12 protein-coding genes are annotated in these 15,866 nt (G+C 36.7%); 5 read left to right on the top strand and 7 right to left on the bottom strand.

The features are described from left to right. Positions 1-26: 26 nt before the first annotated feature. Positions 27-1,382 carry a DUF5689 domain-containing protein gene (locus EKL96_RS01415; protein ID WP_126457617.1) on the bottom strand — a complete coding sequence of 452 codons (1,356 nt, stop codon included), beginning with the start codon at positions 1,380-1,382 and terminating at the stop codon, positions 27-29. A gap of 10 nt (positions 1,383-1,392) precedes the next feature. Further along, positions 1,393-4,230 (bottom strand): carboxypeptidase-like regulatory domain-containing protein, encoded by a 2,838-nt coding sequence (locus EKL96_RS01420; RefSeq protein WP_126457618.1) that lies wholly within the window; start codon positions 4,228-4,230, stop codon positions 1,393-1,395. Between the two features lie 556 nt (positions 4,231-4,786). Between EKL96_RS01420 and rbfA the strand changes: the two genes are divergently transcribed. Further along, complete coding sequence (rbfA, locus tag EKL96_RS01425) at positions 4,787-5,179, top strand: 30S ribosome-binding factor RbfA (RefSeq protein WP_126452046.1); 393 nt, start codon at positions 4,787-4,789, stop codon at positions 5,177-5,179. A 3-nt stretch (positions 5,180-5,182) separates the two neighbouring features. Continuing rightward, complete coding sequence (locus tag EKL96_RS01430) at positions 5,183-6,382, top strand: ABC transporter permease (RefSeq protein ID WP_126457619.1); 1,200 nt, start codon at positions 5,183-5,185, stop codon at positions 6,380-6,382. A gap of 122 nt (positions 6,383-6,504) precedes the next feature. Here EKL96_RS01430 and dusB read toward each other — a convergent pair whose 3' ends face one another. Beyond that, positions 6,505-7,497 (bottom strand): tRNA dihydrouridine synthase DusB, encoded by a 993-nt coding sequence (gene dusB / locus EKL96_RS01435; protein ID WP_126457620.1) that lies wholly within the window; start codon positions 7,495-7,497, stop codon positions 6,505-6,507. Between the two features lie 294 nt (positions 7,498-7,791). On the opposite strand from dusB, the gene lepA reads away from it, so the two are divergent. Next, positions 7,792-9,588, top strand: coding sequence for a translation elongation factor 4 (lepA, locus tag EKL96_RS01440; protein ID WP_126452060.1), 1,797 nt, complete (start codon positions 7,792-7,794; stop codon positions 9,586-9,588). 172 nt (positions 9,589-9,760) lie between these two features. Next, the gene (locus tag EKL96_RS01445) at positions 9,761-10,531 is read left to right on the top strand and encodes a Bax inhibitor-1/YccA family protein (protein WP_126457621.1); all 771 of its coding nucleotides are present in this window, start codon (positions 9,761-9,763) and stop codon (positions 10,529-10,531) included. A gap of 60 nt (positions 10,532-10,591) precedes the next feature. On the opposite strand, the gene EKL96_RS01450 is transcribed toward EKL96_RS01445, so the two are convergent. From EKL96_RS01450 to EKL96_RS01460, 3 genes are all read right to left on the bottom strand, one after another. Further along, positions 10,592-11,107: a PAS domain-containing protein gene (locus tag EKL96_RS01450; protein ID WP_126457622.1), complete on the bottom strand. Its 516-nt coding sequence runs from the start codon at positions 11,105-11,107 to the stop codon at positions 10,592-10,594. 94 nt (positions 11,108-11,201) lie between these two features. Then, complete coding sequence (gene dinB, locus EKL96_RS01455; protein WP_126457623.1) at positions 11,202-12,281, bottom strand: DNA polymerase IV; 1,080 nt, start codon at positions 12,279-12,281, stop codon at positions 11,202-11,204. Positions 12,282-12,341: 60 nt separating this feature from the next. Continuing rightward, positions 12,342-14,426, bottom strand: a complete 2,085-nt coding sequence (locus EKL96_RS01460) for a site-specific recombinase (protein ID WP_233579247.1) — start codon at positions 14,424-14,426, stop codon at positions 12,342-12,344. Between the two features lie 388 nt (positions 14,427-14,814). Between EKL96_RS01460 and EKL96_RS01465 the strand changes: the two genes are divergently transcribed. Then, positions 14,815-15,282, top strand: coding sequence for a CYTH domain-containing protein (locus tag EKL96_RS01465; protein WP_126457624.1), 468 nt, complete (start codon positions 14,815-14,817; stop codon positions 15,280-15,282). Position 15,283: 1 nt separating this feature from the next. On the opposite strand, the gene EKL96_RS01470 is transcribed toward EKL96_RS01465, so the two are convergent. After that, positions 15,284-15,796 (bottom strand): septal ring lytic transglycosylase RlpA family protein, encoded by a 513-nt coding sequence (locus tag EKL96_RS01470; RefSeq protein WP_126457625.1) that lies wholly within the window; start codon positions 15,794-15,796, stop codon positions 15,284-15,286. Positions 15,797-15,866 lie beyond the last annotated feature (70 nt).

A 15,866-nucleotide genomic window follows, 5' to 3' on the forward strand; every position in this document is an offset into this window, starting at 1 on the left:
AATTCAAGCAAAGTCTTTTATAAAAATTATTTATCACCAAAAATCTGGACGTCATCTACTTGAAAAGCGCCATCCAAAGCCAGGTTTTTTCCGGAGCCTGTATATTTAAAAGCAATGCTGATTTTACCTTGGAATGCAGATAAATCTACTGCGCCACTTCCTACAAATTGATACCAAGGCGTGGCTTGTTTGGGCAAATTAACCATTAAAGGAATCCAAGTGGCAGTTGCAAAATTCAATCCGTCAAAATTACTGGAAGCATACACTTCCAAGGAATTTAACTGGGAATCAACGTCTAAATGATGCTGAGCGCTTCTAAAAGTAAGGACTTCTTTCGTATGAACATCCATGTCAATTTTTGGCGAGATCAACCAAGCCACATTCGAAACAACTTTAGTTCCGCTAATGGCAAACTCGGCATACCCGTTACCGGAATAAACGGTGCCTTTCCAGAAAAGTGTTCCTTTTTGAACCATATTTGCCCAACCGGGAAGACTCAAATTCGACTTATCGACAACTTTTTCAAAATCTTGGGAGAAAAAAGGAACAGCTCTGCTTCCAGTCATCACCACATCTTTTTCGGAACGCGGCAATAATTGGTAATCCGTTCCGTATTTTGTCAAAATTCCCCTTACTTTTCCGCTTCCTTCGGGAACAACTTTAGTCGAAAAATCAGAAAAACTACTCGTTCTAAAATAGACTTGATTGCCTAATTTATCTACTAATCCCCAATTTGTCGCACCGCCCACATTATTGGTTTCCTCAAAATAATGACGCCCTATGGCCAAAGCTGAAAACTGAACATCAGACAATTCGACCAACGTATTCAAATTAGAATCATTCAGCAGTTCCGACATGGTTAACGACCGAACCAAAACCTCCTCCTTTACATTCCTACACGACGCATTCAACACTTTTTTATACTCATTTTGTGAAAGTCGCCCCACTCCACCTTCATTATAGGAATTCACAAAAATACTTCCGATACGCATCCCGCCAAATGAAATATCCGTATATTGATCTTTCAATTTTATATATACTTTATTGCCCAATCTATAGTCAATATACAAGTTGGTAGCATCCACAGGAACGCTAAATCCTATAGCTGGCGTTGTGGCTGTTGCCAAAGTCTGAAAGGAAATCGACTTGAAAAAATTCCCCGATTCATCGCTGGAAACCACATACGCCTCGATGATATCCTCGTATTTGTACTGTGTTACAATGGCATTCGCAACCGCATGAACTTCGTTAACTGTTTTATTTATAACTAAATCTGGCTGGGTGCACATGAGTTTTGGAGCCACAACCTCATCCGTTACGCAACTGCTGAAAGTGATTGTCAACAGTAAAAATAGAACCGGTTTGCTGAATATTGATTTCATGTGCTTTAATTTAAAAATTGATATAAAGATTGACAAAATACGTTCTTCCGTATCCGTAAAAATATTTTGGTCCAAAAGAAGGCGTGCCACTGGAAACATCTTGATTAATTTGTCTGAAATTTGCGTTTCGGGCTTGTTCATAACCACCCGTTTTATAGGTAACATCGAGTACATTATTGATGCTGGCAAAAATCCCAACATTCTTTCCGTAAATTCTCCATGATTTTCCACCCACAAGGTTGAGCAACATCGTTGGATCAAATTTTTCTTGTTTTATAAGTACTGTAGCCCGTTCCTCCGTTGCCTCTGGAAAATTGAAACCGCTTGCGGGATTTTTATAAAATATTTCGGTTCTGGAAATAGGAGAAATATCAATATAACTGTTGGTGAGGTAATTTACATTGGCGCTAATCCACCAATATTTTGGATCTCGATATTCAATTCCCACGGAATACGCGCGTTGTGGCATTCCCGCTTGCTTATAATTTTTGAGGGAAGCCGTTCCAAAATCAAAAACCGGACTGGTATTTTCTGGAGTTGCTTCAGCATCGTTTGTCAAAGTCACTCTTGGATTACTGTCATACGTATATTCCCCGAAAGCGGCCGAAAAAGTGGTTTTAAATGTTTGGCTTAATTGGTATTCCAAACTGAATTCGGCCCCTACATTTTTCTTATTCAATTGTGTTAATGTCTGACTCACAAAAGCATCGGTATTTAAATAACCGGAGCCATCATCAAAAATTCCTTCGGCATAAAAAAAGGAAATTTGAGTAGCATTTTTAATTAAGGAATAATACGCAGTTAGTCTGGCTTTGAGTTTTGGGGAACGATAGATGTAACTGGCGTCCAAACTGCTGATGTTCTCACTTTCAATTCCGTCTACAATCGCATTATTCAATCGGGAATTCGCAAACGTATTTTTCAAAGAAGGTGCTTTGGTCAAATGCGCCGCATTAAAAGTCACCAGCTGTTTGCCGGAGATTTTGAAATTGAATCCGGCTTTGAAGCCAAAGTTTTCAAATGCTGTTTTTTCGCTTTTCCCGAAGGAATTGGTTTCATAAATTCCGTTTTTGTACAGACCTTCCCTTTGATAATTGGCAGTAGAAAAATGCTGGGCCAGATAAAAATCCGCTTTGTTGTAGGTGAATTTGAATTGGGTAAACGCTTCTACAGTATTGGCAAAATAATTATAGTTGTATCCGTACGTATCCCCAACAACTACTTGACGGTCGGGACTATTCAAATCAGACTGGGATTGATTTCCACTATAAAAAGCATCGATATCTTCAAAATAGGAACCGCCAAGCAAGTCCAACAATTTTTGTGAATTATGCGATTTTAGTTTTTTGAAAGATGCTCCTGCATTCAAAAAAATATTTTCCGACAGTTGCGCACTCAAATTTGTTGTGGCCACCGCTGTTTGATCTTCTATTTGATCTTCATACAAAACATACTTGCTTTTTGTGGGTTCGTAGCCCGTAATTGTTCCATTAGCATCCAAAACCGGATTTTGATTGGCTTGGTACAATGCGGTCCAATCAATTTGCGAATTGGCTAAAAATTCCGCTTTACTTTTTTCTGCATTTTCATAATCCGGAGTAAATGCACCCGAGAATTCTCCATTATCAGGCGCATAAAGAGAGCTGTAATAACTGGGCATATTTCGATAATACGTTGGATCAGGACTATTCGCATTTTGATAATCGATGTTGCTGTTGGCAATTGTTCCAAATTGATACGTCACACTCGAATTCAAATTGGTTTTATCATTGATTTTAAAATAATGATTCAGCATTATCATGGGTTCTTCAATGGTTTTGATGCGGGCGTTTCTTTTTTCATTCTCTTGAAAACCCCAATACGAATTGTATTTTACGTTTGTCAATTGGGTAACTTCAGCTGTATTAGGGGAATTTTTGGCTCTGGAATTCGGAGTGTACAGTGCCGTGAGATTCAACGAATGCTTCTCGCCTACTTTTTTTTCGAGACTTATAAAAAAGGAATTCGCATCATAACTGCTGCCTTCAAAATACCCTTCTTGCGCCCAGCGCTTTCCTGCCGAAACTACAAAAGCCCAGCCACGGGAATTCATTCCGGAAGCATGCGTAGCCATGGTGCGCCAACTGTAATTGGTATTGGTCCCAGAAAATGAAATTCGAGAACCTGGTCTGTAAATAGAGGCTCGCGTATTGATTTCCTGTGTCCCTAAAATACCCCCAAACGTATAATCCGAAGGGGCAGTTCCCAGGGTAAATTCCTGATTACGTAGCGCGTCATTCAATCCGCCCCATGCACCCCATTGCGGTCTGCCGTCATAAATTTTATTCATGGAAACGCCATTGATCATCATTGTGGAATGTTCGCTGTCTAATCCCCGAACTCTAAAACGAGCTTGTCCCCAGTTGAAAGCGGCAGCTTGCAAAAAAGCATCTCGGGAGGATTGCAAGAGTCCGGAAGTACTTTCGGAACTGCTGTTGTCTTCGCCAAAATCACTTTCAATAAGTGTGATGATACTGTTTTGCTGCTCTATGGATTGGTCTTGTTCTAAAGATATGGTTCCCAAATCCAGCATTTGTCCTTCGGTAATTTCAACGGGATACAAGCCATCTTTGAAACCCTGACTGTGTACCAGAAGCAAAATATTTCCTGTGGGAACGGTATCAAAACTGAAATTACCATCCGTTTTAGTGAGTTGCATTAAAGTCGTGTTTTGAACACTGACAACCACAAAACCTAACGAAATTTGCGTTTTTGAATCGATGATTTTTCCAAAAAAGCCTGTGTTATTTTGTGCCGTAATGCATCCCAGTTGAACCATGAAAAAGAAAGCTATGTAAAAATTATTCATATATTCAAACGATGAGGGTTCTATTTAATAAAAATTATAAATTCCAATAAAAAGTTCAACCGTTACAATGAATTGCAACGGTTGAACTAAAACATAGAAAGCGTCATCCGAAAGGGAATAACTTTGAAAACAATTAAAAATGAATTTTGGAAAAAGAGTATAAAACCTTACTACTATAATGCTGAAAAAAGTGGTATTTAAAATTCAGCCTGTTGTCACGAACGAATTATAATGTTAAATGTACAAAAAAAACAATAACATATTGATTTTCAATAAATAAATTACTCTTTAGGTTAAAAATAAAAAACATACAAAAAATCGCGGTTTTAGTTGAAAATTTTCATTCTTTTCAAACGATCCTAAGCTTATTTATTCAAATATTATCTGTTGTTTTTGCTTCCAATACTAGCGATTTTATCGATTTGAAGGCCTGATAAAAGTTAAAGTGTTTTTTTATTCTTCGGAAAAAGCGTCTAAAAACGCACCAATTGTTAGGTAACTTTTAAAATTTGCCCCGAAACTTCGGGATAAAACTTAAAAGTAGTATTTTTGCACTATGGAAACAAATAGACAGAAAAAAATAGGTGGGGTTATCCAAAAAGATTTGGTTGATATTCTGCAAGGTGAAGTGAGAAAAAATGGAGTAGCTAATTTAATTATCTCGGTATCCAAAGTTACTGTAACTACAGATTTATCAGTGGCGACAGTGCATTTAAGCGTTTTCCCTCAGGACAAAGCGAAAGAAATTTTAGAGGCGGTGAAGTCCAATGCTAAAACTATAAAACATGATTTATCACAACGCGTTCGTTTACAATTAAGAAAAGTTCCTAATTTGGTTTTCTTTATTGACGACTCTTTAGATTACATTGAAAAAATTGACAATGCGTTAGCCAACAGAGACAATCCTATTGAAAACAGGGATCTTTTAGACAAACGCAGATTCCAATAAAGTTTGAATTTCTCCCTCTACATAGCCAAACGATACATCCTCAGCAATAGTAAAAACAATGCTATAAACATCATCAATCGCATTGCCAGCATGGGAATTATTGTTGGTGCAATGGCTTTGTTTGTTGTTTTATCCGTTTTTAGCGGGCTAAAAGTATTTAGTCTTTCGTTTACCAATGACATCGATCCGGATTTAAAAATAAGCAGCACTTTAGGAAAATCCTTTTTGATTTCTCCCAATCAGGAGAGCCAAATCAAAAAAATAGACGGTCTTGCTTGGTATACCAAAATCATCGAAGAGCGTGTTTTATTTACTTTTGACGGAAAACAACAAGTTACGTACTTAAAAGGGGTTGATGCTAATTTTAGCAAAGTAAATGCTATTGAATCCAAACTTTTCAATGGGCAATGGTTTAAACCTGACACCTATCAAGTAGTTGTTGGGTATGGAATTGCTCAGAAATTCTCGATGGGATTATTGGATTTTAATAATCATTTGGAAGTAATGGTGCCTAAAGCTGGAAAAGGCACGATTGAAAATCAAGAACAGGCCTTTAACAAAACGGATATAATTCCTGTTGGTATTTACGCCATTAGCGAAGATTTAGATTCTAGATATGTTTTTGCTGATTTGGGTTTAGCGCAGGAACTATTGGAATACAAAACCAATCAGGTTTCCGGGATTGAAATCAAAGCAAAAACTGGTGCTGATGAAACTGCTATTATAAATCAACTTCAAACTATTTTTAAGAATAAAATCACCGTAAAAAATAGGGCTCAACTTAACGACTCGCTCTACAAAATGTTGAATACCGAGAATATCGTTGTTTATTTAATCTTTACTCTGGTAATTGTTGTGGCACTATTCAACTTGATTGGCGCGTTAATTATGATGATTTTAGACAAAAAAGGGAATCTAAAAACCCTTTTTAATTTGGGAACTGAAATCAAAAATTTGCGAAAAATATTCCTGCTTCAAGGGACTTTATTGAGTGTTTTTGGCGGAATTATTGGGCTAACCTTAGGGATTATAATTGTACTACTTCAAGAACATCTTCAGCTTGTGATGATTACTCCTACACTGGCTTATCCTGTGATTTTCTCTCTCGAAAATGTACTTATTGTTATGGGGACGATTATTACGCTTGGCTTTATTGCATCCTTGATTGCAAGTAGTCGCGTGAGTAAGAAGTTATTGGAGTAAGTTTTTTACCGCTAATTCGCTAATTTTTAAAAAAATTACTCTTTAGATTTAGCAAAGATGTTTAATTAATAAGCTATTATAAATTAGCGAATTGGCGGTAGAAGTTGATTAATATATACTGCTTAAACCAACTCATATCCCGCATACGCTTCTTCGATTTCATTCAAAGCAGCGAATAATTCTTCAGGGCGGTCCAGCGTTACTAATTTTTGTTTGTGGGGTTTAAAAGAATGAATTCCTTTGAAATAATTGGTGTAATGTGGTCTTGTTTCCACAATTCCTAATCTTTCTCCTTTCCATTCCATGGCCCAAGTAAGGTGATTTCGAACTGCTTCGACTCTATCAATAACGGTAGGTTTTGGCAAATGTTCTCCCGTTTTAAAGTAATGTTTGATTTCGTCAAAAATCCAAGGATAACCAATGGCAGCACGACCAATCATAATGCCATCGATACCATATTCATTTTTATATTGCAATGCTTTTTCCGGAGAATCAATGTCGCCATTACCAAAAATAGGCATCGTGATTCTTGGATTATTTTTAACTCGGGCAATATGCGACCAATCGGAATGGCCTTTGTACATTTGGGCACGAGTTCTGGCGTGTATGCTCAAAGCGGCAACACCAATATCTTGCAAACGCTCTGCTACTTCATCAATATTAATCGAGTTATCGTCCCAACCCAAACGGGTTTTTACGGTTACCGGCAAATGGGTACTATCAATAACGGCTTTAGTCAGGCGAATCATTAAATCTACATCTTTAAGAACGCCGGCTCCGGCTCCTTTGCAAACGACTTTTTTAACAGGGCAACCAAAATTAATATCGATTAAATCCGGGTTTACGGCAGACACAATTTTAGAGGACATGGCCATCGCTTCTTCGTCTCCACCAAAAATCTGAATCCCAACGGGGCGTTCGTAATCAAAGATGTCTAATTTCATGCGGCTTTTGATGGCGTCCCGAATCAATCCTTCGGAAGAAATAAACTCAGAATACATCATATCGGCACCGTGCGCTTTACACAATCTGCGAAAAGGCGGATCACTCACATCTTCCATTGGTGCGAGAAGTAAAGGGAATTCGGGTAATATTATGTTGCCAATCTTGATCATCGTCCTTAATTTTTTGCAAAATTACGACATTTAGCTGAAAGGATAAAAGAAGAAAGGAGAAAGACTTCGTATTAAAGGTGTTGGTTTACGAATTCGGGACTTTGAAACTGTTGAATTTAGCTTATATTTGCAGATTAATAGTCGCTGTTTGGCGATTGCGTGAGGGATTGCAGTGGAAATCCTTTTCCTTTTTTCTTTAAAAAAGGAAAAGATTGTAGCGGAAAGCCCGACCCTTGTGGTCACGCCCTGAAAAAAAATCAGGGTAAACCCAAATAAATTTGATATCAACAGAAAATGAAACACATACGGAATTTTTGTATTATTGCACATATTGACCACGGGAAAAGCACGCTTGCTGACCGATTACTTGGCGCTACACAAACCGTTACCGCTCGTGAGGAAAAAGCGCAATTGCTGGACAACATGGATCTAGAACGTGAACGTGGGATTACGATTAAGAGTCACGCGATTCAGATGGAATATACGTATAAAGGACAAGAATACATCTTGAACTTGATTGACACTCCTGGACACGTGGATTTTTCGTACGAAGTTTCTCGGTCGATTGCCGCTTGTGAAGGCGCACTTTTGATTGTAGATGCAGCGCAAAGCATTCAGGCACAAACGATTTCGAATTTATATTTGGCTTTAGAAAATGACTTGGAAATTATTCCGGTTTTGAATAAAGTAGATTTACCAAGCGCGAATCCAGAGGAAGTAAGTGACGATATTATTGATTTACTTGGATGTAAATTAGAAGATATTATTCATGCATCTGGTAAAACTGGTTTTGGTGTCGAAAATATTTTGGCAGCCATCATCGATCGAATTCCTCCTCCAAAAGGAAGTGTTGATGAGCCATTACAAGCCTTGATTTTTGACTCGCATTACAATCCATTTCGAGGAATCGAAGTTATTTTCCGGGTAAAAAATGGTCAGATTAAAAAAGGTCAGAAGATAAAATTCATGGCTACCGGAAACGAATATTTTGCAGACGAGATTGGGACTTTAAAATTAAACCAAGTTCCGAAACAAGTGATTTCAGCCGGTGATGTTGGGTATTTAATTTCTGGAATTAAAGAAGCGAAAGAAGTAAAAGTAGGTGATACATTGACAGATGCGAAAACGCCAACAACGAATATAATTAAAGGATTTGAAGAGGTAAAACCAATGGTTTTTGCGGGAATTTATCCTGTGGATACGGAAGATTATGAGGAGTTGCGAAACTCTATGGAAAAATTGCAGTTGAATGATGCTTCATTAGTATTTTTACCGGAAAGTTCAGCTGCTTTGGGATTTGGTTTCCGTTGTGGATTCTTGGGAATGTTGCACATGGAAATTATCCAAGAGCGTTTGGAGCGTGAATTCAACATGACAGTGATTACTACGGTTCCCAACGTTTCGTATTTGGCTTACACCAAAAAGGATCCAACAACTCCACTTATTGTAAACAATCCTTCGGACTTGCCGGAGCCCTCTCGTTTAGACCACGTGGAAGAGCCTTTTATTAAGGCAACTATCATCACCAAATCCGATTATGTTGGAAATGTAATGAGTTTGTGTATTGAAAAACGTGGGTTGATTACGAATCAGACCTATTTGACTACGGAACGTGTAGAGTTGACTTTTGATATGCCATTGGCAGAAATTGTATTTGATTTTTACGACCGTTTGAAAACCGTTTCTAAAGGATATGCTTCCTTTGATTATACGCCAATTGGGTTGCGAACTTCTAATTTAGTGAAAGTAGACATCTTATTGAACGCTACGATTGTGGATGCATTATCCTCCTTGATGCATGCCGACAACGCATATCAAATAGGAAAAAAAATGTGTGAAAAACTGAAAGAATTGATTCCGCGCCAACAATTTGATATTCCTGTTCAAGCGGCTATTGGGGTAAAAGTGATTTCTCGCGAAACAATAAAAGCATTGCGTAAAGACGTTACCGCTAAGTGTTATGGTGGAGATATTTCCCGTAAACGTAAATTATTGGAAAAACAGAAAAAAGGTAAAAAACGAATGAGATTGGTTGGAAATGTTGAAATTCCGCAAGAAGCGTTCATGGCTGTTTTGAAGTTGAATGATTAATGACCTGACATTTTTTCTCGTCATTAATTACCCTGACGATAGTACCGGTTTTTTTAGAGGAGTGAACTAGGTATTTCATGCCACATTTAAATACGAAATTGGTTGTTTACTTTAGTGTTCAGAAACAAAGAGACAAAAGCGTATATTTGAATAACAAAAAAATATAACAATTATGAATTTTAATTCTAAAAATCCATTTTTAAATACTAAAACTTTTTCTACTGCAGTTTCAAAAAATGATCAAGTACATCAAACCACAATTCTTGATTATAATGACGAGATGACCTTGTCAGGAACCATAAATAAAAGTTTGATTTTATTTTTACTACTTACTGCTTCGGCTATAGTAATATGGTGGTTGACCTTTAATGGGATGAACCCAATGGTCCCGGCAATTGGCGGTGCAGTAGTTGGGCTTATTCTAGTCGTAATTTCAGCGTTTAAACCTCAATACTCCCCCTATTTAGCTCCTGGTTACGCACTTTTTGAGGGCTTATTTATTGGTGGAATTTCAGCAATATTTGAAGCAATGTATCCTGGAATTGTCATTCAGGCCGTAGGAGCTACATTTGTAACCTTCATGATTTGTCTGGGATTATATAAATATAAAATTGTGAAGGTAACAGAACAATTCAAATCGGTAGTTGTGGCTGCAACATTGGCTATTGCCACGTATTATCTTATATCTTGGGTATTTTCAATGTTCACCAGTTTTGTGCCCGTGCATTATGGCGGCTCATGGATGAGTATTGGAATCAGTGTTTTTGTAATTGTGATTGCTGCTTTAAATCTGTTTTTGGATTTTGACCGCATCGAAAAAGGAGCTGAACAAAAAATGCCAAAATACATGGAATGGTATGGTGCCATGGGGTTAATGATCACCCTTGTTTGGCTGTATATTGAATTTTTAAGATTGCTCTCAAAATTAAACAGTAAAAACTAATCGTGCTAATAGCTGTATAAAAAAGAGTGAACCTTTTAAAGTGTAAAAGAGTCACTCTTTTTATGCTGCTTTCTCAAAAGCAATGTAATGACTTAAAAGCCCTTTATTGTTGAAAATAGGAAACCCTTTTATGAAACAAACATAAATAGTCCCATTTTTTTTATAATTCAACACTGTTTTTTCAAAAGGTTTCTGCTCTACTATTGCCGTACGAATTTCACTTGAAGTACTCTTGCTCGTTGCTTTCCCTTGAAAAATCTTAGGGCTTTTTCCCAAAACTTCGGATTCTGCATAGCCGTTCATTTTTTTCATGTTGTGTGAAGCAAATATAATATTCAATTTTACATCCGTAACAATAACAACCTCTTCTTTCAGGCTACTATTGAGATCCCAATCATTCTTTGACCATTTATTTTGCAAAGCAATTGAGTTTAGCTTGTTTAAATCCAAAAAAACATTCTTGACTGAACTCAAAAATTCATTATGAAAATCCCAAGAACAAACAGGAACCGTCTTAATACTTAAAGCGCTGTGATACATCGCAATAGCGTCTTCATATTCTTTAAAATTGCTCATAACATATAATTTAATGAACCAAATGTAATTTTATTCACAAAGATAAAATTACAAATTTCAGATTTTAACCATTGTTGAACTCCTTCATTCTCCATTAGAAATCAAATTTCAGCTGCACCACAACAAATTTTTTCTGCTCTGTATTCAAATTGCTTAGAGAAATCCCCAGCAAACGAACGGAATCCTTCATGCGCTCTTGGTACAAAAGTTCTTTCACAACCTCTAGAATCAGTCCTTTGCCAGATATAAAATAAGGCAAGGTTTTACTGCGGGTTTGTTGGGTAAAATCACTGTATTTAATTTTCAAAGTGATTGTTTTTCCAGCTATAGTTTGTTTTTTTAATCTTCTTTCTAAGGCACTTGCAATAGGATCCAGTTGCTCCATCATGAAAATTTCTGAAGAAAGGTTGATGTCAAAAGTATGTTCTGCCGCTACTGATTTTGTGATTCGATTGGATTTAACCTCACTATTATGAATTCCCCTAACTACGTTGTAGTAAAAATGTCCTGATTTTCCAAAATGTCTCTCCAGAAACTCCAATGATTTACTTTTTAATTCTACTCCCGTAAAAATCCCTAATTGGTACATTTTCTCGGTGGTTACTTTTCCAACCCCATGAAATTTGTGAATGGCTAATTCTTCCAAAAATGCAATCACTTCATTTGGATCGACTGTTTTCTGCCCGTCGGGTTTATTATAATCACTTGCGATTTTAGCGACAAATTTATTAACTGAAATCCCTGCCGAAGCTGTCAAACCTACTTCATTAAAAATGCGTTGTCTTATTTCCTGTGCCAATAAAGTGGCGCTAGGATTTCCTTTTTTATTTGTAGTGACATCTAAATACGCCTCATCGAGTGAGAGTGGCTCTACTAGATCCGTATATTCATAAAAAATCTTGTGAATTTTTTTTGATATTTCTTTGTACCGATCAAATCTCGGTGTAACAAAAATAAGTTCTGGGCAGTTTTTTTTAGCCATAACGCCACTTATGGCACTCCTTACGCCAAATTTCCTAGCCTCATAACTTGCTGCAGCGACAACTCCTCGATTCTCTGAACCTCCCACTGCAATGGGTTTTCCCCGCAACAATGGATTGTCCAATTGCTCCACAGAGGCGTAGAAAGCATCCATGTCAACGTGAATAATTTTTCTTTCTGGGAATGAATCCATGCATAATTTTCTAATTGAATACTCCCCTTCGATTTCTTCCAAGTAAACCTAGCATTCTGATTAATTCTTACCGTCTGAACTCAAATAATTGACGACTACTTTTGATTTTTTTTTGTTTTCCGTTGGAAAAAAGAAACTAATGGGTCTGGATTTAAAATGATTCCAGATAGAAGCAGCAATAAATCGCAATTCAAACAAAGAAATAGCCCTGGAGCGGAGCGCCAATCCCAACGAAAGGCTAAAACTGACTGTAAAATTCACTAACCCAATAACTCCAATCCCAAAAATGCCCCAAAACAACATAGTATTGCTTACTTGATAATTTGCTCCATACACTCCTAAGGCAAGATTGCCACTTACAAAAGTGATGTGTCTAATATCTAGATTTAACCCTAAAAACAAGCCAACGGAAGCCGTACTTCCCATAAAAACGCCAAACCAAAAATTAGAAATAATTCCAGCTCCTCTTTTTTCGTAAAGCTTGGCTAATTTTAAAGTACGTACTTTTCCTAAGCTTCTTTTCAACATAGGGTGTTCCGTTATTCGGAAAAAAACCTGATTATGCTTATCCCTATTGGCAATACTTCCCGAAATAATTCCAGATAAAAACAGAAAAAATCCTGCTATTGCCGCATGAAAAATAGCTAATGAATGAATGGGACTAATGTCTATAAGTAACGTTTCCCATTTAGTTGCAGCAATATTATAATGGAATAAGTAATCAATAGCCCAAATTCCAAGCAATGAAACTGGAAAAGCCATAATTACATTCCCCAAAAATGCAATAAACTGGGACCTGAAAACACGTGCAAAAAGAATGGCAAAAGCTTCATATTTTTCCGCCTCCTTCCCTTGTTTTGCAACTCCTTTTTCTAGAGCTTTTATCAAGGCCGCGGCGGTCATCGCTGGCTGTTTTGTAGCTAAAGTAAACCCCAGAAGATAAATAGCAATAAATCCAAAAGCATAATTCATACTATAAAGAAAAGCATGCCCAAAAAAACTAGTGTCAGCGCTAGCAAGCAAAACCTTAATGACACATAATATACCTACAATAAACCCTCCACCTAGGGCGGTACGGAACATTTTAAAATATTCTTTGCGACTTTCTGTGATATAATGTTCCCCTGTTTTAGCCGTGTGCTGAGTAATTTCATAGGAGATTAATTGCGTACTTTCGGCTATGAATTTCCTAACATTGTTCTTGTAGCAATTGAATTTTATCAAACGTAAGGCTAAAATAATTCCATTGTTTTTTTTATCACTCTCTTTTTCAACGATCAGCAACGGAATTAAAAATTTAAGCCGCTCTAATTGCTGTCTGATTTTTAGTAAATTCTGGTTTACCCGAAGTGAAATGCCATATTTAGAACTATTATGAAAGGCTCTGTCCACAAATTCTTCGCATTGCTTATGCAAAACCATCAATTGGGAATAAGATAAATCATCTATAGTGATGAAATGATTTTCAGAACTCCGGACTTGATCTTCTATTTGAAACAATTCCTTTTCAAAAGCTGAAAAAGGACTTTCAAAATCATCAAATTCAGGTACCATTTTAATCACATCCGTTTCCATGGCACGACCGCTGATGCGTTGTGTAATAAGATGCATTGCAACAAGTATTTCTGATAAAACGGAGTGAGGTGCTACATTTTCATAAATAGATTTGAATTTTAAAAGGCTGTATAATTCCTCTAATTGCTCCACTGGAATTTTATTTACCCAAATCCCATCATTGGCTAGGTAAAAAACCTGATTGAAAATGTATTCTAAAGTGTCTTTTTGAGGTTGATAAGGCAATATCTTAGCAAAGATTCTTTTTTTGACTTCAAAAAGAAAATCTACATCTTGTAAAATAGCTGCGTCTGTGAGGATTTTATTAAACTTAATGTCTTTGAGAATTTCTTTGAGATAAAGGGAAAGTTGTTTCCGACAAGAATAATTTTCTTTCAAAAAAGTAATAATATCCTGCAAATCCACGGTTGCCAATTTTTTTGTTTGCAAAGGCCGAATCAACCGAATTAACTCCACTAAAGGCTCCAGGTTGTCTTCTGTATCACGCCAAGACTCTGCTTCCCCAAAAAATTCAGTTAGCACTCCCACTGGAGTTGGCTTGTGTTTTCTTTTAAAAAATGGTTTTATCAACTTTGTTTAATTTTTGTAAAAATACGAACAGACTGATCATTTTTCATTAACAAATCCCTGAAATTATTGCTCAAGGACGCACAAAAAGACCTATTCGCAAAATTTCCTTCCTATTATCGGTAATCGACACACCGAATTGGAACATAAAAAACAGCAAACTAGCGTAACCCCCGCTTTTATCAACGAGATAAAAACGGAACAAAAGCAAAATATTTAATACCTTTGGTTGCTGGTATCAGCCCAAATAGCAATGAAAAATCGTCGATTGAAAAAAACTGTTTTTTACAAATTGAAAAAAGATTTATGAGTAACAATTGAAATGAATATCTGGATACAAGCCAAGTAAACTGAAAAAATAAATAACAAAAAATAACAAATTCCGCTTGAAATGATAGAAATAGAAAGAAAATTTTTAGTCAAAGATGATTCCTATAAAGAATCTGCTTTTACTCAAAATCATATTGCGCAGGGCTATTTGAGTTCCGCGCCAGCGCGAACGGTACGGGTACGAATAAAAGGAAAAAAGGGGTTTCTGACGATAAAGGGGATTTCTAATACCTCCGGACTGTCCCGTTTTGAGTGGGAAAAAGAAATTTCCATTAGTGACGCTGAAAAATTACTGCTTTTGTGTGAAAAGGGAGCTATTGATAAAACTCGTTTTGAAATAAAAGTGGGCTCTCATATTTTTGAAGTAGATGAATTTCATGGTGAAAATCAAGGACTGGTTGTGGCAGAAATTGAATTAAACTCTGAAGAAGAATTTTTTGAAAAACCAGCTTGGCTGGACAAGGAAGTCACCGGAGACTCCCGCTATTACAATTCTTATTTGAGCACTTCGCCTTTTAGAAACTGGTAATCTAATTACTCATTACGGCTATAGTTACCTGCAGCCCTCCGCTGTTTTTATTAGCTGCAATATCCATAAATGCTCGTTTAGAAAGATCAATCTCTCTAGACTTGACAAATGGGCCTCTATCTGTAATTTCTACAATTACGAACTTCCCGTTTTTTTCATTGGTCACTTTGACTTTGGTACCAAAGGGCAGTTTTTTGTGGGCGGCGGTATATTTATTATTGTCAAATTTTGTACCGCTGGTCGTTCTTCTGCCATTGAATTTATCTGCGTAATAGGATGCGTGAGCGGCTTTTTTGTAGATTTTAAATTTTCCTAAAGAAGAGATCAATGAGTCTATTTTTTTTTCTTCCAGCTCCATTGCGGTTCGACTTTTTTTGATGCTGTCTTTTTGTATGGTGGCTTTTTGTATGGTGGCTTTTTGTATGGTGGCTTTTTGTCTTTCAGAGATGGAACTTTGGCTACTGGCTAAAGTGATTATTGCCAACAAAAAAAATAATGTTATTGATTTTTTCATTTATGTCTTTTTTAGTTAAATCTATTTTACAAAAACCATACCTAGATAAAAAAAGCTCTATTTCTAGAGC

This window comes from Flavobacterium sp. LS1R10 (assembly GCF_003968825.1).
Lineage (GTDB): Bacteria > Bacteroidota > Bacteroidia > Flavobacteriales > Flavobacteriaceae > Flavobacterium.

What these genes read in the sequence shown, in the direction of transcription:
- EKL96_RS01415 (WP_126457617.1), bottom strand. Translation starts at nt 1,382, where the DNA reads ATGAAATCAATATTCAGCAAACCGGTTCTATTTTTACTGTTGACAATC.
- EKL96_RS01420 (WP_126457618.1), bottom strand. Translation starts at nt 4,230, where the DNA reads ATGAATAATTTTTACATAGCTTTCTTTTTCATGGTTCAACTGGGATGC.
- rbfA (WP_126452046.1), top strand. Translation starts at nt 4,787, where the DNA reads ATGGAAACAAATAGACAGAAAAAAATAGGTGGGGTTATCCAAAAAGAT.
- dusB (WP_126457620.1), bottom strand. Translation starts at nt 7,497, where the DNA reads ATGATCAAGATTGGCAACATAATATTACCCGAATTCCCTTTACTTCTC.
- lepA (WP_126452060.1), top strand. Translation starts at nt 7,792, where the DNA reads ATGAAACACATACGGAATTTTTGTATTATTGCACATATTGACCACGGG.
- EKL96_RS01445 (WP_126457621.1), top strand. Translation starts at nt 9,761, where the DNA reads ATGAATTTTAATTCTAAAAATCCATTTTTAAATACTAAAACTTTTTCT.
- EKL96_RS01450 (WP_126457622.1), bottom strand. Translation starts at nt 11,107, where the DNA reads ATGAGCAATTTTAAAGAATATGAAGACGCTATTGCGATGTATCACAGC.
- dinB (WP_126457623.1), bottom strand. Translation starts at nt 12,281, where the DNA reads ATGGATTCATTCCCAGAAAGAAAAATTATTCACGTTGACATGGATGCT.
- EKL96_RS01465 (WP_126457624.1), top strand. Translation starts at nt 14,815, where the DNA reads ATGATAGAAATAGAAAGAAAATTTTTAGTCAAAGATGATTCCTATAAA.
- EKL96_RS01470 (WP_126457625.1), bottom strand. Translation starts at nt 15,796, where the DNA reads ATGAAAAAATCAATAACATTATTTTTTTTGTTGGCAATAATCACTTTA.